A 24,395-nucleotide genomic window follows, 5' to 3' on the forward strand; every position below is an offset into this window, starting at 1 on the left:
TTGCACCTCTCTTTTGGCCTATCGGCCAGTTAAATCGCCGCCGGGAAGCAAACGTTTGAAAATCACATTTAATTTGCCCGGTCTGTCCAGGGAATCAACATCATAAGGAAATACTTCTTGGCGTTGTTGGCCGACGATGACGGTAAAAGCAGTCCCTATGTCCGGCTTTATCACCCACAAGCTCCGTTCTACCCACACGGGAGGAAAAATCTTAAGCGTATAGGAAACTTTTTGGGCTGGTGAGCCGTAGTCCGCAGTAAAAGCAGCTAAGATGCGTTCATAAGCGAAGCCGATGTCCATAGTCTTTGCATCCGCTGACGTGATTTCAACTGTCGTTAGGCGGTCGTTATGCAACGTCAGTTTATATTCGCATGAGAGACCAAAAAAAGAGGCCTGGTTCACTTTCAGCCAACTGTCACCGGTCGAAACATCACTTCCGCCTTGCCACGTAAACCCAAGCAACGTTAATAAACGCTTCGTCTCTGTCATATCCGCGTCCCAATTTATTCCCCACAGCCATTTTTCAATCCCCTTCGACCAAGCAACCGTCGTTTCTTGGGGCAGGTTCACAGCATTTTTGCCAAGGAACCAAAATTTCAAAAATCGTGTGCACGCGTTTGCCAGTTGCTTGGCCGGCCAAGCATCCCCTTGATACTGACCGCCTTCAACACGACCAACAATTTGATTGTTGTCATCCAGCCAGACCTGTTCAACCACATTTATCCCGTTGGGCGGGTTAGCCTTGACCCAGCACTCAGCCGCCGCAATTTGGGCCAGTCCGTCTTTGGGATCAATAGTTGGCGGCCGCTCAAGTTGCAGCCGTTCCCGTGCCGCAGGACCCAGTTCAAGCCGCAGCAGCAGCGCCTCTGAGGACTGCCCCGTACGGGTTAAGCCGTAAAACCGAATGTCTTCTTCCTCCCACAAATAGGTAAAATCAGCGCCAGATGAAGGGCCGTCCCCTGGAGAGTTTCGTTCAACCTTTCCCGTCGGGACTGCAGGGAAAAAGTCCAGCTTGCTCCCGCCCCATTCCACCAAGGTAAAGCCTTGGCGAAGGATTGAAGGCAAATTTTGTTCCGGCATGTGCGGCCGGTCATCCCAGACGTCAAACCCGTAAAATTCCATAAACACCCTTATCATCGTTTGCGGCTGAGGCTTGACAGTCAGGATTGAACTGCCGTCGATATTGTCATTTATCCGAAAATGAACAAAACAATTTTGGTATTTGTTCATTTCTGGCAGCCAATAAACAATAAAATCGTTTATTTCGCGCTCGTTAAGGCCAATTTGCATTAATTTTTCCTGCAAAAATGCCGCATAATCTTCCTTTTTTACTGCAAAACCGCTTGCAAAGCGATAGTGTTCGGGCGGAAAATCATAAATACCATCCCAGAATAGGTATTGATAATGCCTGTTGTCCTTGGTGTTCAGCAAATCTCCGGATGGCGAGGCGATAACCGTCCATCCGTCACGGTATTCGGGAAAGGTCGTAAGCATCCTGCCCTTAAAGTCGTGCTTGATTTCGACCGGCTGCACATCCGCCGGATAAAGATAAATCACCGGTTTTTTAACAATAACTCGCGGCGTCAGATAAACATCAAGCCGCTCACCATCTGCTATCTCCCGCAAATCAATAGTTTTGCTGCCATAAGGAGAAACGAATTCCAAATACGGATATTGCCTGATTTTAGCCGCCGGTATGGCAATATCAAACTCGGATTGCCGCGCTTCAAACAGCAGTTCCCCTTTCACGCCCGGGCTATCGTTCGGCAGCAAATACCCTTTGTAGGCGTCGCACTTGATCAATTTGCCGGAAACACCGCTGTACAGCGTGGCAAAAACTTCGCCTTTAATGCGTTTTACCTCCTGAGGCGAATCCGCCGCATCCACGGCCGCGATGTAGACGTAGGCGCTGGTCATGTGCCAATAGCTGCGCGGATAAACCGGATAAAAAGTTATACTGTATCGGGCTACCGGTTTAAGTATCCCGTAATCACCTCCCGCTATGCCAACTGCATGATACCAAGGCCCGCTTTTGGTCATTTCCTCGATGCTTAAAATTGGATCTTCGCGCAACGTTTCGGCAACCCAAACAGTTTTTTGAATTGGCTCAGGCAATATGAAATCTTTAGCATCCATGGTCTGATATTTGTCTAGGTCAGCCTGCAGCCGCGCCAATGCATCTTCCATCGCCGCCGCGCCTTGTTCATCGCCTTGTTTTTTGCGGACTTCAAGCCATTGCCGGTGCCGTTCCATTTCTTTGGTTATGGCTTTGACCGTGGCCGCCAGGCAATCGGCTTTCAACCCGGCATCAGGCTGGGGAGCGGCAAATGCCGGCAGGCTTGCTGCCGCGATAACGCAAAACAGCAAATACCCAAACCATAATCGAATAAGATTATTTTTGATCATTACATGCGGCCTCCTTTAAATCATTCACCTGTATTTAATTAAACGTTAAAATTAAGCAAAAGTAACATGATTTACCTGCCTCAGATTGACAAGTAGTATTATTTGGGCTTTTACACGGGTTCAATGAAATGCTTGATTAAATAAAATATTCAAAATATTATAGCATAAAATACCACAAAACGTAATCCAATAGCCGTTTCAAGTATTTTTGCGTTTTTCGCGCTATTCACATTATTTGCATTATTTTGTCATTAGTCCGGCAAATCCACACGGGCTGCCACCGCATCAAAGCAAGTTAATCCTGATATGGAAACATATTTAAATGCAAAAAAATAAACCTTTGTGGCTTATTGATACTCCACAAAGGTTCTGTATTTACAATACACTCATCATTGAGAAATAGAAAAATGTCGTTTTATGCGATTACACTCTCTTTGACATCTATACCCTGATCATAAATTGATCGGGACAAATATCAATACAATCCGGATAAATCCCATGCAAGCGTACCGTTCATTATAGTACACCGCTCCATGAAAATCATGAACTTTTCCGGGTACTTAGTCAGTAACTGGCGGTAAAAATCCAAAATCCGATGCGGATTCTTTTGGACATACTCCAAAAGTTTTCCCCACTCCTGCTCTTCAACGAGAGCAGACGTGTAAATGGTTTGCATATAACCGGGTTATATCGGGCAGTAAATTAATCAGTTTCTCTTTGGATTGGCGAGATAATTCACTTTTGAGCTGTTCCCGAAGATTTTTCTTCACGGGCAAAACTTTTTTAGATTTTTTACCGGAATTCGAGTTTTCACTGATCACAATCTGTTTATCTTTTGTGGCGCAATGTCAAAAATACAGTTACCATGTACTTGCAGTAATTCTTTTGTTTGACATAGTTAATCTCCTTGGCTTATTGGCTATCATTAGAAGCTAGCAAACTATCAATTTGTCTCCGTTCCGCCGGGGTAATACGATTGCCAGTCAATCCCAGGGCTGCCTTACCAAGGCTTTGATAAACGGCCAAAAATTCTTCCGGCAATGCTTTTATGTGATGAGCAACCGTTGAAGCGTCGCCGCGCAAAATAGGCCCGGTAAGAGCTTCTGCCGTTCCCTGCCGACTGACGTTTCGCAGCGTACCTGTAACCAGTGGCAAAAGTGCTTGTAGCGCATCCTGTTGTTCAACCGTCCAGCGGCTCATTAGCTGTTCAGCTATATTTAATAAAACAACGAGGTAATTTGAAGCCATGCATGCAGCTGCATGGTATAGGGCTCGCTCCTGCGGCGGAACACGCAATACTCTGCCTCCAAGGTCAGCAACCAGGCACTTAGCGGCATCAACCGCCTCCGGGTCACCATCTATCGCAAAGGCACTACCGGGCAAGTTTTGACGCGCTGTTTCAATATCCGCAAAACTTTGCAGCGGGTGCATGGAACCAACAGCAACACCAAACTGACGCGCCGGCGCCAACACCTCACCGGGCAACACGCCACTAGTGTGCAGTAAAACTTGTCCGCGCCGCAGGCGTTGACCGGCTACAAGTTCATCCAGCACCGCAAGAAGACTTCTATCCGGAACTGTGAGCAAAATGATATCTCCCTGAGCAGCAGCATCCACATTATTAAATACAGCAAAGATACCTGTCGCTATTGAAAATGTTTCAACTGTTGTCCTGCGCCTGGCGGTTACAGCTGCCACCTTATAACCGGCGGTTGCCAAAACAGACGCCAGTGCAGAACCAAGTCTTCCTACTCCCAGAACAACGATAGTCGGCTTTTGTTCCATACAACCTCCACCTCCATAAAAAACAAAAAAGCCTTTCCGACCGGAGCCGAAAGGCATTGAAAACAAGAATAAGACGGTTTATTACCGCATATCATTAGCTTTCTGAACGCTTCCGTCTCGGTCCATTAGAATCCAAGCGGTCGATCCAAAAGATATGTATTTTTAGGTATCAATAGATTAGACTGTGCAGCTCCATAGGATGCCGCCATGTGTTCTACTTTTTCGATCATAACACAGACCGAAGACTATATGCAAGTAGTAACCAACGGGAGGATACCCAGAGAATTAGTTTCCGTCCCCTTACGGGGATTATATTTTTTAATGATTACCAAACACGGTTTGACAAAACTCAGTATACAAATCAGCATAAATAAAGGCAGCTTTCTGGCGGTAAAACGCCGGAAAGCTGCTTTTGCTAATTATTTTATAGTTGTGAGAGCTTCGTCTTTATAAGTGCGATAAAGCTAGTCGCATTTTCTAACTGCTGCTGAGCTTCATCCCGCCCTACCACATAAAAATCGTCATAGTCAGTCTTATTTCTTACGCGAAAAGCATTTGATAACATCTGATAATAGGTAGCCTCAATCTTACCTGTCGCTATATAGTGCTGGTTAAAATATCCAATTATAGTAGAATGCCGTTTAGAATCAAAACTATCCAGAGCCAATAGTGCCCTTGTAGCATGGAACATTGCGTAATATGAGCGATTAATGGAATTTGCTAAACGATCTTCTTCATAAGCATCCCGGGAATCGGACAGACATTCCTCAGCTTTATTTAGCCTATACTTCGCTAATTCTATCATTTCAGCTTGCATAAAACTCTATCCCCTCCGTTTTAACATTTCGGTAAAACGGCAGGTATGGAACCCATCTCTGAAAATGCTGATAGTTCTTATCAATGATTGAGGGAAGAACTCCGTACCTGATTGAAATATCGGTCATAAGCTCTGCTATCTTGGTATTGTATTGCTTCAGATCATTATCATCAATATCGACAAGCACCATAATATCCATATCTGAATATTCGTCTTGCTCGCCACGGGCGTAAGAACCGAAGAGTATGACCTGGCGTAAAGCGCTGCCAAACAAATCTTTCATCTTAGCAACTATTTCATTCATAATAATATTAACACGGGACTCTTGTTCAGAAGCTGTGGCCATATCTATCCCTCCCTATCATTTATACGCCCGTAAATTTATTTTTGACAGATCCTTGTTGAATTGTCCATAAATAGATATACCTTCACGCTCAACATTTTGAATCAACCTGAATATCCAAAACAGAATTGCGGTAATCATCCTGGTCGCCATTTGGAACACCTCAATTTTCCGCACTATGGACAATATCATTATATCATTTCTTTGGTGTAAAACTCTATCTCTAATCCTCTAAAATAAGTATTGCCCTTCGAGCCGGGGTTCAACCAATGTCATTCCGCCCCCAACGCCTTAAACACAGCATCTTCGGCACTCTGATAAAACGAAATCTGGAACTTTACAAACAAATCAGGCGGTACAGTCGCGATATCGGCTGCTGAGACAATAGGCAGCAGTACCTTCTTGGCGCCGGCATCAAAGCATACTTGAAGAACACTTGCTAATTCCTCTACTTTGTTGATAGTACCGCCGATACTAATAGAGCCTAATATGGCCAACTGGCTAAGCGTTAGCCGGCACAAAGCGCCTGAACACAGGGCAACAAATGCTGCCAACGATAGTTCGCCAGTCATTCCTACGCCATGTATATCCTGGACATGCATAAGATAGTCTTTAGTGGTCGTACTGATCGTGCCGCTGACCTGCCTGCTGTTTGCCTTGAAAAAGCGAAAAGCAGTTTCAATGCTTTCTTTGGCTTCACGGTCAGAAGCCAGTCCGGTTTTCTCAAGTTTGCCGGAACCGTTAATTACCTCGCTCTTGACCCGTTCTACCCCGTCGCGAATACTGTCTTCATCATCAGTGGCGCAATACATACCCAGAAGATATTCCAGAACATACACAGGTACGTTAGCGCCTTCCTTGATTTTTTGGGTCAAGTCTTTGCGGACAACTTTGCCGGCGAAATGAGTATTTAATTTTTTATCTAAATCATCCATTGGTCAACCTCTCTCGGCTGTATCGGCCGAAAAAGTAATAAGGTTTTTTAATATCGAGCTTTTTTGCTGGTATAAGAGCTTCAGTGACTGTCTGGCGGTAGGCTCTTTAACCAAAATAGCTTTTTAATAACCTCGTCGACATTGGCGCTGGACAGGCTGATGCGGGTGTTGAACCGGCCTTGAATTTTGGAAAAATCATTGCCTTTAACCTTGGTAACCGAGTCGATGTCCTGCTGGCTGGTCACTATTACCCACGCTTTACCGCCGCAGTAGGTGCCGAGGTCTTCGGTCACTGTCTGCAAATTCAACATGAGCTGAGAGTTATCGCCGATATACTGGCCGATTTCGTCAACGAGAAATACGACATGGTGGTTTTTCCCTTTACGTTCTATGTATTCGCTGACCCGCTGCGCGAATTTCTCTACACTGATGGAATATGTTTCTTCGGCTTTGTTGTACCAGGCGCGGGCTGCCTCCATACTCATCTTGGTGCTCTTAGCCAGCGCTTCTACAATAGCGTCGCCTTCATAATAGAAGTCCTCCCGGGCGTCTTCCCAGGAACGTCCGGCGATTTGGGCAAACTCGGCTTTAAATGCAACATAAACTCCGTCCCTCTCCATCTGCCGCTCCAGATCGGCGACCCATGGCAAGGAACCACAAAAACCTTGCTTCTCATTGAACACCTTCATGAAGACTTTGACAATAGCCTCTTTGTCATGTTTAGAGTCAGCTTCGCTTTTGGAATCAATATTGAAAAGTATTACATCAGTACTGACGTCGCCGGCTTGCTTCATGTCAGCCAGCACCATGGGGTCATCCAGCTTATCGTCAAAATAGGCTACAGCTTTCTTGCCATTTACTGTTCGATTATCGAGCAAATAAGATAGTATCTTTAAGAAGTGCGATTTACCGCTGCCAAAGAAGCCGGATATCCAGACGCCCATTTTGTCGGTGTGGCCAACAATACCTTTTTATAGGCTTCAAAGAAGTCGCTGAAATACCCGCGAAGCTCGTTGGTTACGACATATTCATCCAGTTCCTGATAAATATTGGCGTCATCGTCCTGGCCGACTTTAATAACGCCCTTTATATCCCGGTCAATTTTTTTATAAAACATTTCACTAATCCGCATACTCCTCCACCTCACTAATCACTAATTGCTAATCACTAACCACTAATATTTATCTACCAGGGGAAAAGCCCGGTAATAGTTGTCGTCTTTGATTTCGTCAAACAACACTAACTCTAATCCGTCATAGCTGCCGGGGAAAAACATGACTACCGGTACTTGATCAATGGCTTTGTGCAGATTATTCAGTACTGTGTGGGAGCGAATAATGGGATAAGCTTTGCCAACACCGGTGATGAACACAATATCGTTCGGCTGAACCCTCTCGGCCATGTACTGGACAATTAAATCACGGTCGGTCGCGAGCCGCAGTGTTTTCTTAGTGGCATTAAAAACAAATTCACTGCCTTTGGTCTTTTCCATCTCGATGTTTTTCGCCAAATAGCCCCGGCTTTCCAGTATTTCAAGCATAATCTCGTAAAGATCAAATTCGCGTACATGTATTTCCGAGCCGCTATGATTGATTTTTTGCTTTATTAATTCCACATGCTCGCGCACAAGCAACTCGTATTGAGGAGGATAGTCGAATATCCAGTAGCCAATTTCATTGCCAAGTCCTCGATTCTGGCGAAACGAAGGCGCAGTGATTTTCAGCAATATCTCGTCCAGTCTTTGATAGATACTTTTCATTAACTACACCCCCTGCAAGATGTCGACGTACCGGCCATCGCCGATTAGCTTGAGATGATCGGCAACATCCTTATCCATTATTGGACGGATAATCTCAAGCTTGTCCTTCCCCTTTTTAATGAAACCGGCCTCGTACAGGATTCGCGTATATACTTGCTGAAGCTTGTAGAAGGTGTACTCAGTCCAAGCAGCTACTGTTGCGCTCTGTTCCGCTTTGTTGCGGAAAAAAAAAGCTAAAGTCGCCGGTTCCAATATAGGGCTGCTTCACGATCAGTTTGTCCTGAAATACTTCGCGCATAAACTCAAAGAATAACCTGTCTGTTTTCATAATTGTATAAAGAACAAGCTGTTTTGCCGTTTCGCCTGTTCCGGTAACAAGCTTGTCTAATAAGAAAGTATCAAGAACCGCCAGCCGTTTCAGTACCATAACGGCTACTTCCTTTTTTCGGGCCTCGGTTTTCAGTTGAAACAGGTTTTTGTTGATGGCTTTGGCCTTTATATCCTCCGCAGTATGCCCGGCGGCTAGCAGACGGCCTGCTTTAACTGTTTCAATATATAGGAAAGGTAATGTTTTTACCGTACATGAATAATCAAGTTGAGTATTCACTGTTTACCTCCGAAGTAATAGCTCGTGTTATTGACAGGATCAATCCTTTTTACCATTTTTATTCCCATTAAAAGACCAAAACTCCTGCTAAATTCATACCTAATTTAGCAGGAGTTTTCTTGACACATTTCGGCAACAGGGACGGTTTTCGGCTGATAACAATAGTGCTGGCGTTATTGCATTACTGCGATGGCATCACCATTTTTTATTTCATTAACGTTACTTGTTATAACCATAATTTCCTGAGGTACATCAGATGTGATTTCTGTGAAATCACCGACGGTTTCGCCGATACTTATCTGCTGGCGGACAGCTGTACCATTGGCTGCTACGTATATAAAATTCCGCCCTTGCTCGTCTTGGAATATCGAGGCTGTAGGAACTGCGGGAACTGTTGCTGATTGGCCGGTGTCTATACGAACATTTACGGGCATACCGGGTTTTAGTAAACCATCCGGATTATTCGTGAGTTTAATATGAGCCAGGAAGGAAGAAATTTGGTCCTCCTTAACTTCAGGATAGATGCTGGAAACCTGGCCCATTATGGTTTGGTTCGATACTTCTGCTGTAGCTGTGGTACCCAAATGGACCAGATACAGATCATTTTGGTCAAGATGAACGGCAATCTCTATTTCTTGACCACTTCCCAGTGCCATCAGTTGTTGACCGGCCTGCACTGTTTTTCCCGGAGCTATGGACAGCCCCGTCACTATGCCGTCAATTGGGGCCTTTATCGTGGCGGAACCATGAAGCGTTGTTGTAGTGGCATTTGTATTTGCAGAGGACACAGCGTTCTGGCCGTTGTTCAAGCTTTCTTGCGCTTGTTGCAGGCGGGCCATGGCATTTTCCAATTGTCGTCGCGGAATAGCCCCTTGTTCATACAATTTTTGATAGCGGTTAACATCTTTTAGTGCATTGTCATAATTATCCTGTACTTGCTGAGAGACTCCCGCTTTTTGGTTTTCCACCGTTGCAGTTGAAGGTCCACTGTCACCGGACGGTCCGGAAGATCCCTGAAGCCGGAGCAGTGGCTGGCCTGCCTTGACTGCCTGGCCTTTTGTTACGTATATTTCACTGACGAGACCGGAAAATTCGGTATGTATAGGGACGGAGGTCGCGTTTCCTATGGAACCCGTCCGGTCAATTCGTATTGGCTTATTTATGGTACCTATCGATACCGCAGTAACGTTAACGGGAGTGCGCGGGACGTGCTGGGTCCAAAGTGTAAACGGAAACAGGTTGTAACGAGCGGCCAGCACTAGTGCCACGATGAGCAAAAGTACGGTTATTATTATGGCCGCCGGGCGATATTGCCGAGTCATTTTCCCCATATATGTCATCTCCAATAATCAAGACTAGCCGTTACTATGTTCTCACTTTTCACTTTTTGCGTCAAGTGTTGACACAATGCGAAATTAGTTGGAAAATGGGAGGTATGATTGATGAATATTGAGACTTCTATGGTTTTTTGAAGGAGGAGATACTAATGCCTATTCCCCACGAAGCGCATAGTAAACAGAAAATAGCTATGAATCGGAAGCCAATGATTCCTGCACGTTGGGTTATTTTGCCGGTGTGTATACTTGTCTTATTTTCGGCAGGGATTTTTGCAAATTATCACCAGGCTCTTAGTGCAAACGCTGTTGCAACAACTGGGCTGGGACTTAACCAACAGAGGGAAAATGGACAAGCTCAAGAAAATGAAAAAATGACAAGAAATACGGATACGCTTGCAAACACTCCTTCCATTTGGCCGGTTAGCGGAGCGGTTACCTCCGGTTTTGGCTGGCGCAATTCGCCTTGGGGGGACGGTAGTGAATTGCATCCGGGTATCGACATCGCTGCCGGTATAGGTACACCCGTTGTTGCGACTGCTGATGGCGTGGTTGTAAAGAGCGGATGGTCCGGGGGGTATGGCAATATAGTGCAAATCAACCATGGTAACGGCATTGAGACTATTTATGGGCACAATTCGCAAATAGCAGTAAGCGTCGGTCAAAGTGTGAGAAAAGGTCAAGTGATTTCTTACGCAGGCAGCACTGGGAAAAGTACAGGCCCACATGTTCATTACGAAGTCAGAATCAACGGCACCGCTGTAGACCCTATTAAATTTCTGGTTCTATAAAGCAATACAAAGGGACGGTTCTTTTGTATCTATCCTGCGCTTTCGCTGCAACATTAAATGTAAAACCGGTGATTGTCGCAATTTGCCTAATTGATAACCCTTCGATTCTTTTAAGTTGCCTTAAAAACCGGACTCTTTCCTCTTTTCCCAGAGATTGTAATTGGCTTGCAATATAATCTCCTAATGTGTTCTTAATTATTTGTTTCGCCTTTTCAGCCGATAGCCTTGATTTATCTTCCAAATCAATAGAACCGTCCCTGCGTATCACTAAGAATGCCTTTTTAATGTGCAAATTAACACTATGAGTCAACGGGATCAGGCTTGCGTATTTTAAAATTGACTTATTTACTACCCTAAAACCTTGATGTATTCCAGGGCAAAGGGACAGGCTTACCGTCCCGATATCGTATCAATCATTTTTATTGCCCTGAAGATGCCGCGACATCTCTTCTGTCTATTTAAAACAGGATCAATCCCTCTTCCATTTTTATTCCCATAAAAAGACAAAACTCCTGCCAAATTGATACCTAATTGGGCAGAAGTTTGTTATATGCCGATACGTTACCAATGATATTGTTCTCCATATCGGGTCAAACAGCGAAGTTTTATGCAAACAGTTGTGATCCCTAGAATCGGGGGCCAGTTATCACCTGTTTTCTACACATTCATACAGCAATATCTTGGCTTGCCGCGTGGCCCACTTGATTTCATTTGCAGTTACGGCGACTTCAAGTAACCCGTGTAGATAATAGCTGCCTGTAAGTCTTGGCTGCCATTGCTCAATTGCCTTAGTAAGGCTTTCCCAATATTCTTCACTGATTTCTTCGGGGATTGCCGTACCTCCATCGACAATGACAGACCTGATTTTTCCGTTCACTCGAATCACTATTGTGCATCCACTTTCCAATATGCCCAAAATAGCTTTGAATTCATCGCTAATAGGTGGAATACCTAACTTTATTCTTCTTTCCAATCTTATAGGCAAAAGATCAAAAATACGATCACCTTTTTTTGTGATAGACTCGTTGTAATCAATTAGCTTTTCTGCCAGAGAAAGCCATTCTCTTGGTTCAGATGATTCAGCGACCACATGCCGCTCTCTACTTAGCAAATCCAACAACATTCGCGCTTCCTTATTTAGTTTGTAAACCCTTTTTCTTTGTTCCATATCCACACGAATTTCTCGGTCATCAAGACTGACAAAATCCTGCACGGCACGGCAGAAGTAAAGAACCGCTGCCTCGTTGCTCTGCCTCAATGTCTCTTTAAGTTGTTTGCTGTACCTCGGCGGCCATAACATTACGTTGACAAGCATGGCCGAACCAAGGCCAACGAATATAACTCCTGTTCGAGCAAGAGCATGCATAAAGAACTCTTCCGTGCTGGAACTTAAAACAAAAAGAGCGGCAACTATTCCCATAGTTATACCGCTATGCAGTTTTAATTTTATGTATAGTGGTATAAGCAGCATAACGATTAAACCTGCCGACATCGGATTAACACCGAGAAAATAGCCAAAAAAGAAACCGGCTGCAACACCTAGAATATGAACCAAAATCTGATCCCGCGCTGCCCTTAGTGTTAAAAAAATTGACGGCTGCATATTTATCACGGCAGAAACAGCACCAAAGAAGGCGGGTTCCAGGCCAAGAGACTTGCAGAAAAACATTGTTATTGCAACGGCTATACCAGTTTTAATAACTCGTGCACCAATTTTCAATTTTTCATCTCCCAGTCTACAATTCTAATGGCTCCACCGTATTATTTGCAGTATTACCCGCAATATGACTGAGGCCATCGACTAAAATACCCATAACCTACCATTAGGTAAGGTTATGAGTATTTCTCTTTATTCAATGCTAATTCCTGCTATTCTTTACATTGCGAAGCGCAGAATTCCAGTTCTTCTGTCTATTTCCAAAACAGACTTGATATCTCCTAACATTTTATTTCCACAAAAAAAAATAAAACGTCTGTTTATTTCCGGATAACAACTTACGCCCCCGCCACATCCGTAGCATTCTTATTAATACCGTCCATAATCTGAACAACGTTCATGGCATCTTCCAGGGGAAAAACCTCAGCAATACTCCCAATAGACTTAAACGACTCCTCTTGGATGGAGACTCACGGTGACGAGACTCACGGTGACGGTTCCAGCGAGTCATTATGAAAAATATCCTATCACGCCCCTGGCAATTACGCTTTGACTTATTCCCGTTAGCCTTGCTATTTTCCAGGTAGATATCCTCTGAATTAATTTAATTTTTCTTATTCGCTCATCTCTTGCACACCAAAAACTAGCCCCAACCCGCATTACGCAAGGGTTGAGGCTAGTTTTCGCCGTTATAACTCATCTTTGACAGTCCCCCAGTAATATCAAGGGTTTGTGGGTACAAGTTTGCACTACACGTGTGTTAGCCCCGCAGGTTAGCGGGGCTTGGAAGGCTCTTTAGCCCCTTAATTGGATTGAAGTCGTGTCTCGAAATCAGTTGAAATAAAAACTGACGTCGCCACGAACTTTCGCCTAAAACAATATACCGCTGGAAGTCAGACATAAAGCATAAGGCATGGGAAGTAACTGAGCCAAATGCTAAGAAAACAGCAGCATATACACCAACATCTCAAGAATTTAAGCAGTTGGAAAACGAAAACGACCAGTTAAAAAAGTTGCTTGGCGAAAAGAATCTTGAAATTGCAATATTACGTGACCTGCTAAAAAAGACCCAGCCCGGCTATCGGATAAAGTAGCAGTTGCCTATGAATGGATTAGCCGGGATACGTATTTCTAGCCAGTTTTTGCAGCGTTTGTTGGAAGAATGTTAGAAGAAAATATCAAATGTCCGGATTTTATGTATCATAGCTTAGTGCCAGTTGCTTGTCGATACCCCTCACAGTTTAACTCACTTATCAATCTTCGAAATCCTGCCGATGCTTTTCAGCCCACGCTTTAAGCTTTTCGAATAGATCTAAACACAATTCTTCTTCCGCTCGTTTTAGGCAGTAATCCCAGTCGATATCATCATAATGGGCTGCCATCATATATTGAGCCCACTCGTCAGAATTGCCCCAATACTTAGCGGCCAATGTGCGATCAAGGATAATGTCTTCGATGGAGATAATATATACTACTTCTCCAGAATCTAGCTCAACGGGAAGAACTTTATCCCATGCCCCACCAAGTGGACTTGGCGGAAAATCTACGATAATCGTTGGATCCTGTTCATGGATCCATACATTATCACATTTTTTAAAGCCCAATACCGGCATGATTTCGTTCGCACCAGCATCCCCCGGGATTACCATATCAATATCCTGTGTGAGATAACTGGATAATGTATAAAACTCTACTGCCAAACCACCCACGACGACAGGGGTTAGTTTATGTTTTTTAAATGCTTCGCAAATTATCCCTGCAACCGTCATTTGCTTTTGTAAGGGATCCTGGATCTTTGCGCACTCAATGATCCGTTTCTTTAGCATTTCCATGATAGCGTATATCCTTTAGCTGTTTTCTTTAGTTTTCCAGAGCGTTTAGCTTCATTAACAGTATGAATAACTGCCTTGCACAAGGCAATTTTCTCGCCTTCGCTTCGAGGCAATACGCGAATAGATTTTTCAACCCGGACACCATTTAGCGTAGCTGAAATTACTTTTTGTCTATTTTTTTCTACTGCCTGCTTAAAACTTACCTTCGGTTTCATAAATATTCGTCCGCCCCCTTAATTAATGCGTCAGCCACCAGGTAGTTTTAACCACTAGGTAAATACTCTTTTACATCAAACTTGAATGATTTCACAACATAACACTAAGGGTACTGCCTACTTGAAAGCAGCGTTTATATTCACATTGTACCACAATTTAGTTTCCGTCAGTCTCTTTTATCTCTGCTTCTTCTGTCATTACAGCCTAAAGTTGCGAGACTTTTTTTGATAATCCCTGCCCTTCAAGGCACTTGTCCAGCTGGTAAATTATGTATATAGTTATACCATAGATACAACTTTCAAACAAGCACTAACTATATATAAATAGTATCCAATAAAGATTTACAGGCGTGTTGTTAGTATAAGCGTAAGTCAAGCGCCCGCGGTGGAGCGTTACTAACAACACGCCTAGAAAAAAATCTTTATTGGATTTCATATAGATTCTCTCCCCTAAAATTCTGGACTATAGGCGTTCTTTTTTACAAAAAAGCTCCTAAATAAGGCTTGCTAGCCACCCCCCAATTTTTACGCAGCATCCAAAATGGCCAATTTTTTGTGCCTGAAAAACGCCCACAGAATCTGGGCAAAAAGAACCCTGAGCTTGTGCTCCAGGTTCATCACCAAAAACTGCATCGCGATGACGCATTCTGCGGTTTCTTTAATGCGCGCGAAAATACGGGCGAGACCATATTTTCTCTTCCCTTCTCCGAACTTTCCTTCCACCGCATTACGCTCCCTGGCGTCCTGCCGTTCGATTCTCTTTTCTGCCCGTTTGAACTGGGCGTTGGCAACAGGTCTGCCGGGTTTTGGCCCGCTGAGGCGAATGCCATACTTTTTGCAAAAAGCCAGGTTTTCACGGTTCCGATAGATGCGGTCTGCCAACACGGCTTCCGGGTAGCATCCGTATGTTCGGGACGGGAGCTTTCTCTGCCGTTTGCAGCATGCAGCCGGTCGATTATCTCATCCAGGTTTTCTCTGGCTTCGTTTATCAGGCCAAGGTCAGTAGGAAAATGAATATCTGCAGGCGTACATGTCGCATCAAGAATCAGCGTGCCCTGATTGGGCGCTCGTACCGGCACCTTCTCTTGGACTGCCTCCTCTGGGTTTCCATGATTGCCATCGTTTCCAGTTCCCGGTGGGTTCGAATTGTCGTCATCGTGTTCATTTGCTTTTTCTGCCTGCTCCGCCGTCATCGCCATTGCCTCAGCGGCGATGATCAACTCATTGATGTGATCCAGACGCTTGCTGTTAAAACGTTTACGAAATTTGACCAAGGCAACTGGAGTAAAAGATCTGGTCAACTGGTAATTTCCTCAGACCGATGAAGTACTGCAGATACGGATTTTCCGTAATCTGCTGCACGAGTTCACGGTCTGTATAGCCGCAGCGCGTTTGAGTGATGAGCGCCCCTAACGCCATCCGTACCGGTTTGGCCACATTGCCTCGGTCGCTGGGAAACAAAAAGACATAGTCTTTTTCGATCTCCTCCCAAGGTATGATTCGAGCTAAACGTACCCAGCAGTTGTCTGCGCTGAAACTGCCCGAAAAGGGCAGGATGAAATCATCTATCGTCATTTGCGGGCTGGGCTTTCGATACATGGTTTCGCCTCCGAGTGCACGGTTTTTGCAGGCTAACCGCGTTTTTCCATGCATCTAATTTCGATAAAAATAACCCAAAATCCTTGTTTTATCTGTCGTTAGCAAGCCCTACTTACGAGATAACATCTATTCTCTGTATGATTTCACATACACAACAGACGATTTTCCCATGTCCATAATTGTAACAGGATCAAGTACTTTATCCTGCTTATCATTTCTTTCTATATTAATGCCAACCACGTTAAGAAGTGGCAAAATGTAATCGGATTTAACGGCAAAGTTAACATTCTGGGGAACTGTCCCCACATTTCGCAAATAATAAACGCTATTTAATCCAGAGCTTGTTATACCGATTACTCTTCCATCAGATGTAATCAAAGGTCCTCCACTGTTACCAGGTTGAATTGGAATACTTATCTGAAATACAGTAGGGTCATCCTTTAATCCAGTCAAACCATTGACTAACCCCTCAGATATTTTAGGTCTAGTTCCTAAATCATTTGATAACGGGAAACCTATTGTATATACTTTTTCTCCTTCTTTAATACTATTAGTTATTCCAAGAGATAATGGAACAACACGACTAGCAAGACCTTCTACAGATAAAATTGCAACATCATTTGCTTCATCTTTACCCAATACTTTAGCAGTTACTGTATATTCATTTTGGAAAGTAACCTCAATTCTTTTTGCATCAGCTATTACATGATAATTAGTTACCACAGAAGTTGGAGTAATAAAAAATCCTGTTCCGCTTGATGTACCCCCAATTACTCCTACACCCGATGTATTGAAATTGTCAATTCTGATGAAGGAAATAAGGCCAAGATAAGGAACATTCGCTTGCATCACATTTGGCTGTGGTGTCGTAAAAGTAGTCGCCTCCAGTGATTGATCAGCCCAAATATTATGCGTTTGAACAACATAAGCTCCTGAGTATACTCCTGGTACTGCCGTTTTATTTAAAACAATCTTTGCTTCTCCAACTTTACCGAAAGACTGCTGCCCATTTACTATAATACCCACATAATTCCATTCTTTGTATACATCAGAAAGATTTTTAACAATGGCAAGTTCTCCATAATATCCATTGACAGTAAATGACCATACACCTTCAACCGATTCAAGTGTCCGATCTTTAAAATATTTGTTAATGATATCATCCTTTGTCGTCTCAGGAACTACTCTTTTCAGTGCTAAACACGGTGTTACCATTATCGTCAAAGCAAGGATTGCAAAAATAATAATTTTTAAATAATGGACTTTTTTCATATTACAGCCAGCCCCCTATTTTTCACAAAATAATCACCTTTTTTCTATTCTACCAAATCATGATTCTTTCCTGTAATATAGTTCCATTTATTTTAGGGGACTGATAATTTTCAAAATACCCGTTTCTCTCTGATTCATCTTAGTTCGACTTTGGTATTTGCTACAGCCTCATTTAAAGGTTCTGTATTGATTCCATTGTCTTGGTAGCCTTGCCTTATAATCTCAAAATAATAGTCGCTAGGCATCGCCGACATCTTCTCATACTCTTTGACCATCACATATAACATGACGTCCTGCTCTCCGGTCGCAGTTGCAATGCTTGCTACTTCTTTTTTATATAAAGTTGGGTAACCTTCATAGCGATCTAGCGCCGGTTTAACCCCTTATATTGGAGTCTTGTCGCGTTATCTCGTTATAGCGCAGTGTAAATCAATATTTCATTTGCGCACCAATTTAAGATTGTAGCACTTGCCGGCAACCAGTCAATGGTTCGGCTTTGCCCCGCCTATGGCGGCCATTGACAATTTGTCGTTCTCATACTCTTACTATCGGGTCTTACCGAGACTCACGGTGACTCAGAGACTCACGGTGACGGTTCCGGTGAGTCATTATGAAAAATATCCTGTCACGCCCTGGCAATTACGCTTTGACTTATTCCCGTTAGCCTTGCTATTTGCCGGGTAGATATCCCCTGAATTAATTTAATTTTTCTTATTCGCTCATCTCTGTCTTTTTTCTCCATGGCTTGTAATTCAAACGGTGCACTCACATTTGCATATTGCTGTATTACCATCTTTACTTCCTCATCGGTTAACATTGTTTTTTTATCAACTTCTATACAACCCACTTCACCTGTCCTTTCGTTCATAAATTGTCTAAAGTTCTTGATTGCCCGATCCTTATTTTTTGAAAAAAGACCCAGTATAAAATCGGCGTCAATTATTTGATGGTTACTTATATATTCAATATAACTGCTGCTTTTATAACTTTCCAAATCTTGTACCAAGCCTGCTTTAAGGGGATTCTGATGAATATACCGTAATACAACCAGCAGATATTCATCATTTTCTACTACTTCGCTTTTAAACCGGTCTTGAAATAGATGTCCGCACCGATTGTATTTGCGATTATACCAGGCCACATAGCGTACACCAATTCGTTTCATAATAGCGGATATATCTTCTTCACTTTCTTTTATGAGTAAATGAACATGGTTATCCATAAGGCAATACCCATATATCATATATTGACAGATCCCTTTATAATGCATTAGACATTCTAGGAATTTCATTTTATCCTCGTCATCTTCAAAGATGAACTGCTTATTTATCCCTCGCAAAATAATATGATAAATCCCACTTTGGCTTTTCCGCCGTGCTTGCCTTGCCATGGCTATCACCTCAGTTATATTTTACCACGTTTTTAAATCAGATTCAATGGAACCGTCCCTGTGAGTCTTAAAAAACCCCTCTATGAACTCACACCACTTTGGGGCTTTCCTTTTATTCGTCTGTATATATGCTTTGCAATTGTATGGCAGTTTATTTTTCGGCTTTATTTCAATATATGCGCTGTCCACCTGGAGACCCTTGGTTCGGATGACATCCTTATACGATTTGACACCATCGTTGAAAAGGAATATTGATAGCTTCACTTTGACTTCCACCCTTCATAGAAAATGCAAGTGCCGATAGTCTCGCTTCATACACCATTCAACGAAATCCGTCAAATTCCTTTAATATCCAAAACTGTTAAAATAAACAATATCCCCGTCAGGAAAACTGCTCAATGATAGCACTCAAATTACACTTCACATAGTTTCTTCATTTTTTCGGGCAATGAGGACGGTAGTAAGCGAAAGCAAAGAGGACAAAAAACAAGGCCCCAACCCCGCATTCCGCAAAGATTGAGGCCATTTTGCACCGTTAGAGGTGATACGGTTCTCCCCGGCTAATCTTAAACGCCCGATACACCTGTTCGACGAGCAACAGGCGTATCATCTGATGCGTGAATGTCATCTTTAGAGCAATACAAAGGGCAATACAAAGGGACGGTTCTTTTGTATCTATCCTACGCTTTCGCTACAACATTAAATGTAAAACCGGTGATTCTCACAATTTGCCTAATTGATAACCCTTCGATTCTTTTGAGTTGCCTTAAAAACCAGTCTCTTTCCTCTTTTCCCAGAGATTGTAATTGGCTTGCAATATAATCTCCTAATGTGTTCTTAATTATTTGTTTCGCCTTTTCAGCCGATAGCCTTGATTTATCTTCCAAATCAACAGAACCGTCCCTGCGTATCTGCGGATGCGTAATGCCTATCGGCTTAAGAGAAGGAAAGATGTATTTGGTATTATCTATGTAAAATAAACGCTCAACACAACCTTTCTTGCAATCATTGGGTTGTGTTTTTGTTTTCACTGCAGAGCATTCTATACTCCCGGTGCATCTGTCCGTTCTTTAATAAAGTTTCATACTAATGTCAATTGCTTTTACCGAGTGAGTCAAAGCGCCGCATGATATAATATCCACTCCGACATCAGCCAAAGCGGCAACTTTTTCTAACGTGACATTGCCGGAAACTTCCACCAGCGCTTGGCCATTAATCAGCATCACCGCCTGTTTTATATCTGCCAGCGTCATATTGTCAAGCATGATCACATCCGCCCCGGCAGACAACGCCTCTTCAACCTGTTCGAAGGTTTCAGCCTCCACTTCAATTTTCATAAAAGGCGAAATACGGCCACGTACCTTATTCACCGCCGGTACAATCCCGCCGGCGGTATGAATATGATTGTCCTTTATTAAAACCATGTCATCCAATCCATAGCGGTGATTCTTGCCGCCCCCCACTGTTACCGCGTATTTTTCCAGCATACGCATTCCTGGCGTGGTCTTACGGGTATCAACGATCACAGTATTTGACTCCCTGAGCGCCTCAACATAACGACTGGTTTTAGTAGCTATCCCCGACATGCGCTGCAAAAGATTAATGGCTACTCTTTCCCCTGCCAGCAAGGCTCTCGTAGGTCCTTCGATGAATGCTATTTTTTCGCCGGCGGCAATGCGTGCACCGTCAACATAATGAGGTGTGACAATTACCCTGTCATCAAGCAACGCAAAAACACGGATAAAAACCCCTATTCCGGCTAAAACCATATTTTCCTTAGCCAGCAAATATCCCTGGGAAATATGATCTTCGGCAAAAATAGTCTCGCTCGTAATATCACCAAAACCGATATCTTCCCTTAAAGCCAAGCGCAATAATTCGTCCAAAGCCAGCTTATTCATTGCAATCGCGTCTTCCTTCCCCTTTGTTGTATAATATGCAGTTTGTATTTCAGATCGTTCTTTTGCGGATAGTCAGCCCGATAATGAGTACCTCTGCTTTCCTGCCTGATCATTGCCGCCTGAAGCAGCAATTCCGCCAATATATAAGAATTACAGCCCTGCTGATATTCTACAGCGCCCAACGCTTTATCAGATTGGTTTTTTTCTTTATGCAAGCGTTCAAGTAAAGCTTTCATGTCCGCCCCGTTACGAACAACTCCTGCAATCAAGCTTAATTCTTTACCTAATATTTTGCTGTCAATCCAGCATTCCCGCCTATGATTCATTTTAAAATCAGCATAAGTCCAGCTATCACTGCCGCGGGAACTCCCCTGACTGATCGCCCATGCAACCCTGCGCCCGAAAACAACCCCCTCCAAAAGTGAATTGCTGGCTAAACGGTTTGCCCCATGCACTCCGGTAGCGGCAGCTTCGCCGCATGCGTATAAATTGTCCACTGTTGTTTTTGCCCATTCATTAGTCAAAATACCGCCAATCGTATAATGAGCAGCCGGTGCAATCGGCACCAAGTCCTGTTCCATGAAATAGCCGTTTTGTGCCAGCATGGAATAAACCTGCCTGAAACGGTCAGCCAGATATTCTTGGCCAAGATGTCTGGCGTCAAGATACACAACTCCCCGGGTATCTTTCTTCATCTCGGCAGTAATCGCCTGGGACACTATGTCACGAGGCGCTAATTCCCCATCATGATGGTATGTAAACATAAACCTCTCGCCTGCGGCATTACGCAAAAAAGCGCCCTCACCACGCAGCGCTTCTGTCAGCAAAAACACTTCTCCGGTAGAAGTAGTGACAGTTGTCGGATGAAATTGCACAAACTCCATATCAGCAATAGCAGCACCTGCCCGGTATGCCGCCGCAATGCCGTCACCGGTGGCGGCAATATTGGTAGAAAGGGCAAACAAACCACTATATCCCCCGCTTGCAATAACAACAGCCCCTGCCCGGAGTACAAGCAAATTACCATCGCACAATACTGTGCAACCATAGCTCTGGTTGTCTTTGACAAGCACATCAAGCAAAAAGCATTTTTCCAATCTGTCGATATTCGCTTGTTGAGCAATTTTTCCGGCCATGGTTTCCGCGATATGCCGCCCGGTATAATCATAATAATGGACGATACGGCGCCGAGAATGGCCTCCTTCTTTAGTCAGGAACAAATCACCATCACGGCAGGCAAAATCCATGCCCAGCGACTGCAAAAACTCCAGCGCAGCAGTTCCCTCCCGGACCATAGTTTCCACCGTTTCTCTGCGGCATAAACCTTGTCCGACGCGCAAAGTATCGGCAATATGAGCTTCCGGGCTGTCATCATGGCCAACCGCGACCGCCATCCCTCCCTGCGCCTTGTAAGTGCTGCTTGTATCCATCGACTCTTTGCTGACAAGCGCTATCTTAAGTTTTGGGCTCATGGACAAAGCGGCGGTCATTCCGGCAATTCCGGCGCCAATTATTACTACATCATAATTTTTATAGTTCAGGTTATCAGGAACAGCCTTGCCTGAAAGCATATAACTTTGTTCACACATTACGCCAACTCCAACATTTTATTCAGCATTTGTTTCGCCCTGCGGGCCAGTTCTTCATCCACATTTATTTCGTATTGGTTGTTGATTAAAGCTTCATATACGCTGGTCAGCCTGATCATTTTCATATTGGGGCACACCAACCCGGGATGCAATAAAAAGAATTGTTTATCCGGACATAATGTTTTTAAATTATATAACACTCCAACTTCTGTACCTATAACAAATATTGAAGCGTCGGACTCCCGGGCATAGTTAATAATCTGTAAAGTGCTGCCCGCAAAATCAGCTAACGCCACAACGGCAGGATCGCATTCGGGATGAATCAGTATCTTGGCCTCAGGATACTTTGCTCTTGCAAGTTTCACATCCTCCTGTCTGACTTTGGCATGGGTCACGCAGCGGCCTCTCCACAGGATCAATTCCTTATCCGGAACCTTTTGAGCAACGTACTGTCCAAGATTTTCATCAGGCGCAAAAATGATCCGGCGATCCGGCAACGATGATACGACCTTAACCGCATTAGCCGATGTACAGCATACATCACATTCGGCTTTCACCTCTACCGATGAATTTATATAACAGAGAACAGGTACTCCGGGATATCGGGCTTTCATTTCACGTATACCTTCGGCGGTAACCATATCGGCCAGCGGACAGCCTGCACCACTTTCCGGCAACAATACTGTTTTTTGCGGTGATAATATTTTGGCAGTCTCAGCCATAAAGCGAACTCCGCAAAAAACGATCACTTCATGCTCCACTCCTGCCGCAATCTTGCTAAGATAAAACGAGTCCCCCACATAATCGGCGACTTGCTGCACTTCTTCCAATTGGTAATTATGAGCCAAAACGACAGCATTCCGTTCTTTTTTTAATTTTCGTATCTCTGCTGTTAAGACCATCCCGGTTCACTCCTTTGCAATTGTTTTACCATATTTTCATATTGCTCCGACCTATAATTCATTCGCCGTAACTGAATCTTTAATATGTTCCATAATAAAATGCCTGTACAAATCATGTCATGGTAATTATTATATCAATTGTATATCTGTGTAAAGACATCTGTCAAGACATCTCGGTAATCTATATACAAGGGGACGGTTCTTTTGTATCTATCCTGCGCTTTCGCTACAGCATTAAATGTAAAACCGGTGATTCTCGCAATTTGCCTAATTGATAACCCTTCGATTCTTTTAAATTGCCTTAAAAACCGGTCTCTTTCCTCTTTTCCCAGAGATTGTAATTGGCTTGCAATATAATCTCCTAATGTGTTCTTAATTATTTGTTTCGCCTTTTCAGCCGATAGCCTTGATTTATCTTCCAAATCAACAGAACCGTCCCTGCGTATCATCGTCCCTGCGTATCATCACCCTGCGTATCACATAACAGACACAGTTTTTCGCCGTTATACCTGATACGGTTCACCGTATCAGGTATAACGGCGAATTTTGATTTAACTAGACTCACTACAACACCTAAATGGATAATATGGCCTAAAGTGAGCCACCTGTCCGGCTAGAGAGCCACTCGGCCATTTCCCCTGTAAAATGTAGCCATACACTATCGTAAAGTAGTGTAAATACATTTTAGGGGGGCACCATATGACCAATTATCGAGAGATCCTACGGATTCATAGTCAGGGGATCAGTCAGCGCAGTATCGCTGCAAGCTGTGCCTGCTCACGCAACACTGCCGCCAAAGTATTGAGTCGTGCTCAGGAGATTGAGCTGGCATGGCCGTTGCGTGAGGGTAACTCCAACGACGAGTTGCGTCGTCTTTTCTTTCCTGAAACCGCTGCCCTACCTTCCAGAAAGCAACCAGACTGTGAAACTAATGCGCTCCGGGTGCAGCAAAAAAAACGGTACTAGGTAATCACCCAGTACCGTTTCAGTTTAAATTTAACAAATCACCGAATAACCTGCAGCATTTAGAGCGATAACCACATCATCGACCGATGTACGACTGGGATTATGCTCTAGCTTCGCCAGACCATCATGGGCGTGAATGTGAACGTGACAGACACCAGGAAGGGCTAATAGCACTTTTTCAATTCTCTGTACACATTCCAAGCCCTTAATTCCGTCAATCCGGAAAGAAAACAGCTCACTTCCGGCAGATGGACAACCGCATCCTTGACACATTATAAAATCCTTTTAAATAGCA

The 24,395-nt window shown here is 43.8% G+C and carries 26 protein-coding genes and 3 pseudogenes; 3 read left to right on the top strand and 26 right to left on the bottom strand.

Annotation, left to right across the window (positions count from 1 at the left end):
- Positions 1-18 precede the first annotated feature (18 nt).
- The 11 genes from SCACP_RS18895 to SCACP_RS18945 form a co-directional block, all read right to left on the bottom strand.
- Complete coding sequence (locus tag SCACP_RS18895; RefSeq protein WP_425059044.1) at positions 19-2,406, bottom strand: hypothetical protein; 2,388 nt, start codon at positions 2,404-2,406, stop codon at positions 19-21.
- Between the two features lie 912 nt (positions 2,407-3,318).
- Positions 3,319-4,191 carry a Rossmann-like and DUF2520 domain-containing protein gene (locus SCACP_RS18900; protein WP_425059045.1) on the bottom strand — a complete coding sequence of 291 codons (873 nt, stop codon included), beginning with the start codon at positions 4,189-4,191 and terminating at the stop codon, positions 3,319-3,321.
- A gap of 424 nt (positions 4,192-4,615) precedes the next feature.
- Entirely contained in the window at positions 4,616-5,008 is a 393-nt protein-coding gene (locus SCACP_RS18905; protein WP_425059046.1) for a HEPN domain-containing protein, read from the bottom strand.
- On the bottom strand, positions 4,998-5,354 hold the full coding sequence (locus tag SCACP_RS18910) for a nucleotidyltransferase domain-containing protein (RefSeq protein WP_425059047.1): 357 nt from the start codon (positions 5,352-5,354) through the stop codon (positions 4,998-5,000). The genes SCACP_RS18905 and SCACP_RS18910 overlap by 11 nt, the downstream gene beginning before the upstream one ends.
- A 269-nt stretch (positions 5,355-5,623) precedes the next feature.
- Entirely contained in the window at positions 5,624-6,286 is a 663-nt protein-coding gene (locus SCACP_RS18915) for an anti-phage BREX system Lon protease BrxL (protein WP_425059048.1), read from the bottom strand.
- A gap of 80 nt (positions 6,287-6,366) precedes the next feature.
- Positions 6,367-7,230: a BREX system P-loop protein BrxC gene (gene brxC, locus SCACP_RS18920; protein ID WP_425059049.1), complete on the bottom strand. Its 864-nt coding sequence runs from the start codon at positions 7,228-7,230 to the stop codon at positions 6,367-6,369.
- On the bottom strand, positions 7,179-7,418 hold the full coding sequence (locus tag SCACP_RS18925) for a hypothetical protein (protein ID WP_425059050.1): 240 nt from the start codon (positions 7,416-7,418) through the stop codon (positions 7,179-7,181). Before SCACP_RS18925 ends, brxC begins: the two co-directional genes overlap by 52 nt.
- A 42-nt stretch (positions 7,419-7,460) precedes the next feature.
- Positions 7,461-8,045 (bottom strand): DUF1788 domain-containing protein, encoded by a 585-nt coding sequence (locus SCACP_RS18930; protein ID WP_425059051.1) that lies wholly within the window; start codon positions 8,043-8,045, stop codon positions 7,461-7,463.
- Positions 8,046-8,048: 3 nt separating this feature from the next.
- Positions 8,049-8,297, bottom strand: coding sequence for a BrxA family protein (locus SCACP_RS18935; RefSeq protein ID WP_425059052.1), 249 nt, complete (start codon positions 8,295-8,297; stop codon positions 8,049-8,051).
- A complete protein-coding gene (locus tag SCACP_RS18940; protein ID WP_425059053.1) occupies positions 8,224-8,652 on the bottom strand; it encodes a DUF1819 family protein in 429 nt (142 codons plus the stop codon). The genes SCACP_RS18935 and SCACP_RS18940 overlap by 74 nt, the downstream gene beginning before the upstream one ends.
- A gap of 173 nt (positions 8,653-8,825) precedes the next feature.
- Positions 8,826-9,983 (bottom strand): efflux RND transporter periplasmic adaptor subunit, encoded by a 1,158-nt coding sequence (locus SCACP_RS18945; protein WP_425059054.1) that lies wholly within the window; start codon positions 9,981-9,983, stop codon positions 8,826-8,828.
- A 155-nt stretch (positions 9,984-10,138) separates the two neighbouring features.
- Here SCACP_RS18945 and SCACP_RS18950 point away from each other — a divergent pair, with 155 nt between their 5' ends.
- Positions 10,139-10,777, top strand: a complete 639-nt coding sequence (locus tag SCACP_RS18950; RefSeq protein ID WP_425059055.1) for a M23 family metallopeptidase — start codon at positions 10,139-10,141, stop codon at positions 10,775-10,777.
- Here the strand turns inward: SCACP_RS18950 and SCACP_RS18955 are convergent.
- Entirely contained in the window at positions 10,758-11,018 is a 261-nt protein-coding gene (locus tag SCACP_RS18955; RefSeq protein ID WP_425059056.1) for a hypothetical protein, read from the bottom strand. The genes SCACP_RS18950 and SCACP_RS18955 overlap by 20 nt on opposite strands.
- A 405-nt stretch (positions 11,019-11,423) precedes the next feature.
- Positions 11,424-12,497: an FUSC family protein gene (locus SCACP_RS18960; RefSeq protein ID WP_425059057.1), complete on the bottom strand. Its 1,074-nt coding sequence runs from the start codon at positions 12,495-12,497 to the stop codon at positions 11,424-11,426.
- An 800-nt stretch (positions 12,498-13,297) separates the two neighbouring features.
- Between SCACP_RS18960 and SCACP_RS18965 the strand changes: the two are divergent.
- A pseudogene (locus tag SCACP_RS18965) lies at positions 13,298-13,528 on the top strand (transposase); the annotation flags it as partial.
- Between the two features lie 159 nt (positions 13,529-13,687).
- Here the strand turns inward: SCACP_RS18965 and SCACP_RS18970 are convergent.
- The 12 genes and pseudogenes from SCACP_RS18970 to SCACP_RS19025 form a co-directional block, all read right to left on the bottom strand.
- A complete protein-coding gene (locus SCACP_RS18970) occupies positions 13,688-14,266 on the bottom strand; it encodes a hypothetical protein (protein WP_425059058.1) in 579 nt (192 codons plus the stop codon).
- The gene (locus SCACP_RS18975) at positions 14,254-14,481 is read right to left on the bottom strand and encodes a hypothetical protein (RefSeq protein ID WP_425059059.1); all 228 of its coding nucleotides are present in this window, start codon (positions 14,479-14,481) and stop codon (positions 14,254-14,256) included. Before SCACP_RS18975 ends, SCACP_RS18970 begins: the two co-directional genes overlap by 13 nt.
- A 525-nt stretch (positions 14,482-15,006) precedes the next feature.
- Positions 15,007-15,393 (bottom strand): annotated as a pseudogene (locus SCACP_RS18980) (transposase); the annotation flags it as partial.
- Between the two features lie 345 nt (positions 15,394-15,738).
- Complete coding sequence (locus SCACP_RS18985) at positions 15,739-16,056, bottom strand: transposase (protein WP_425059060.1); 318 nt, start codon at positions 16,054-16,056, stop codon at positions 15,739-15,741.
- A 150-nt stretch (positions 16,057-16,206) separates the two neighbouring features.
- A complete protein-coding gene (locus SCACP_RS18990; protein ID WP_425059061.1) occupies positions 16,207-17,352 on the bottom strand; it encodes a S1C family serine protease in 1,146 nt (381 codons plus the stop codon).
- Positions 17,353-17,977: 625 nt separating this feature from the next.
- Entirely contained in the window at positions 17,978-18,742 is a 765-nt protein-coding gene (locus SCACP_RS18995) for a transposase (RefSeq protein ID WP_425059062.1), read from the bottom strand.
- A 535-nt stretch (positions 18,743-19,277) separates the two neighbouring features.
- A pseudogene (locus tag SCACP_RS19000) lies at positions 19,278-19,373 on the bottom strand (23S rRNA (pseudouridine(1915)-N(3))-methyltransferase RlmH); the annotation flags it as partial.
- A 49-nt stretch (positions 19,374-19,422) separates the two neighbouring features.
- On the bottom strand, positions 19,423-19,773 hold the full coding sequence (locus SCACP_RS19005; protein WP_425059063.1) for a hypothetical protein: 351 nt from the start codon (positions 19,771-19,773) through the stop codon (positions 19,423-19,425).
- Positions 19,774-19,812: 39 nt separating this feature from the next.
- Positions 19,813-20,643, bottom strand: a complete 831-nt coding sequence (gene nadC / locus SCACP_RS19010; protein ID WP_425059064.1) for a carboxylating nicotinate-nucleotide diphosphorylase — start codon at positions 20,641-20,643, stop codon at positions 19,813-19,815.
- On the bottom strand, positions 20,640-22,232 hold the full coding sequence (gene nadB / locus SCACP_RS19015; protein ID WP_425059065.1) for an L-aspartate oxidase: 1,593 nt from the start codon (positions 22,230-22,232) through the stop codon (positions 20,640-20,642). Before nadB ends, nadC begins: the two co-directional genes overlap by 4 nt.
- Positions 22,232-23,134, bottom strand: coding sequence for a quinolinate synthase NadA (gene nadA, locus SCACP_RS19020; RefSeq protein WP_425059066.1), 903 nt, complete (start codon positions 23,132-23,134; stop codon positions 22,232-22,234). Before nadA ends, nadB begins: the two co-directional genes overlap by 1 nt.
- A 134-nt stretch (positions 23,135-23,268) precedes the next feature.
- On the bottom strand, positions 23,269-23,556 hold the full coding sequence (locus tag SCACP_RS19025; RefSeq protein ID WP_425059067.1) for a hypothetical protein: 288 nt from the start codon (positions 23,554-23,556) through the stop codon (positions 23,269-23,271).
- A gap of 277 nt (positions 23,557-23,833) precedes the next feature.
- On the opposite strand from SCACP_RS19025, the gene SCACP_RS19030 reads away from it, so the two are divergent.
- A complete protein-coding gene (locus SCACP_RS19030) occupies positions 23,834-24,100 on the top strand; it encodes a transposase (RefSeq protein WP_425059068.1) in 267 nt (88 codons plus the stop codon).
- 30 nt (positions 24,101-24,130) lie between these two features.
- On the opposite strand, the gene SCACP_RS19035 is transcribed toward SCACP_RS19030, so the two are convergent.
- Complete coding sequence (locus tag SCACP_RS19035; protein ID WP_425059069.1) at positions 24,131-24,373, bottom strand: heavy-metal-associated domain-containing protein; 243 nt, start codon at positions 24,371-24,373, stop codon at positions 24,131-24,133.
- Positions 24,374-24,395: the final 22 nt, after the last annotated feature.

It is taken from the genome of Sporomusaceae bacterium ACPt (assembly GCA_041428575.1).
Lineage (GTDB): Bacteria > Bacillota > Negativicutes > Sporomusales > Sporomusaceae > Sporomusa_D > Sporomusa_D carbonis.

Bases quoted from the DNA above. Each gene is read 5' to 3' on its own strand.
- SCACP_RS18895 (WP_425059044.1), bottom strand. From the start codon at position 2,406: ATGATCAAAAATAATCTTATTCGATTATGGTTTGGGTATTTGCTGTTT.
- SCACP_RS18900 (WP_425059045.1), bottom strand. From the start codon at position 4,191: ATGGAACAAAAGCCGACTATCGTTGTTCTGGGAGTAGGAAGACTTGGT.
- SCACP_RS18905 (WP_425059046.1), bottom strand. From the start codon at position 5,008: ATGCAAGCTGAAATGATAGAATTAGCGAAGTATAGGCTAAATAAAGCT.
- SCACP_RS18910 (WP_425059047.1), bottom strand. From the start codon at position 5,354: ATGGCCACAGCTTCTGAACAAGAGTCCCGTGTTAATATTATTATGAAT.
- SCACP_RS18915 (WP_425059048.1), bottom strand. From the start codon at position 6,286: ATGGATGATTTAGATAAAAAATTAAATACTCATTTCGCCGGCAAAGTT.
- brxC (WP_425059049.1), bottom strand. From the start codon at position 7,230: ATGGGCGTCTGGATATCCGGCTTCTTTGGCAGCGGTAAATCGCACTTC.
- SCACP_RS18925 (WP_425059050.1), bottom strand. From the start codon at position 7,418: ATGCGGATTAGTGAAATGTTTTATAAAAAAATTGACCGGGATATAAAG.
- SCACP_RS18930 (WP_425059051.1), bottom strand. From the start codon at position 8,045: ATGAAAAGTATCTATCAAAGACTGGACGAGATATTGCTGAAAATCACT.
- SCACP_RS18945 (WP_425059054.1), bottom strand. From the start codon at position 9,983: ATGGGGAAAATGACTCGGCAATATCGCCCGGCGGCCATAATAATAACC.
- SCACP_RS18950 (WP_425059055.1), top strand. From the start codon at position 10,139: ATGCCTATTCCCCACGAAGCGCATAGTAAACAGAAAATAGCTATGAAT.
- SCACP_RS18970 (WP_425059058.1), bottom strand. From the start codon at position 14,266: ATGGAAATGCTAAAGAAACGGATCATTGAGTGCGCAAAGATCCAGGAT.
- SCACP_RS18975 (WP_425059059.1), bottom strand. From the start codon at position 14,481: ATGAAACCGAAGGTAAGTTTTAAGCAGGCAGTAGAAAAAAATAGACAA.
- SCACP_RS18985 (WP_425059060.1), bottom strand. From the start codon at position 16,056: ATGACGATAGATGATTTCATCCTGCCCTTTTCGGGCAGTTTCAGCGCA.
- SCACP_RS18990 (WP_425059061.1), bottom strand. From the start codon at position 17,352: ATGAAAAAAGTCCATTATTTAAAAATTATTATTTTTGCAATCCTTGCT.
- SCACP_RS18995 (WP_425059062.1), bottom strand. From the start codon at position 18,742: ATGGCAAGGCAAGCACGGCGGAAAAGCCAAAGTGGGATTTATCATATT.
- nadC (WP_425059064.1), bottom strand. From the start codon at position 20,643: ATGAATAAGCTGGCTTTGGACGAATTATTGCGCTTGGCTTTAAGGGAA.
- nadB (WP_425059065.1), bottom strand. From the start codon at position 22,232: ATGTGTGAACAAAGTTATATGCTTTCAGGCAAGGCTGTTCCTGATAAC.
- nadA (WP_425059066.1), bottom strand. From the start codon at position 23,134: ATGGTCTTAACAGCAGAGATACGAAAATTAAAAAAAGAACGGAATGCT.
- SCACP_RS19030 (WP_425059068.1), top strand. From the start codon at position 23,834: ATGACCAATTATCGAGAGATCCTACGGATTCATAGTCAGGGGATCAGT.
- SCACP_RS19035 (WP_425059069.1), bottom strand. From the start codon at position 24,373: ATGTGTCAAGGATGCGGTTGTCCATCTGCCGGAAGTGAGCTGTTTTCT.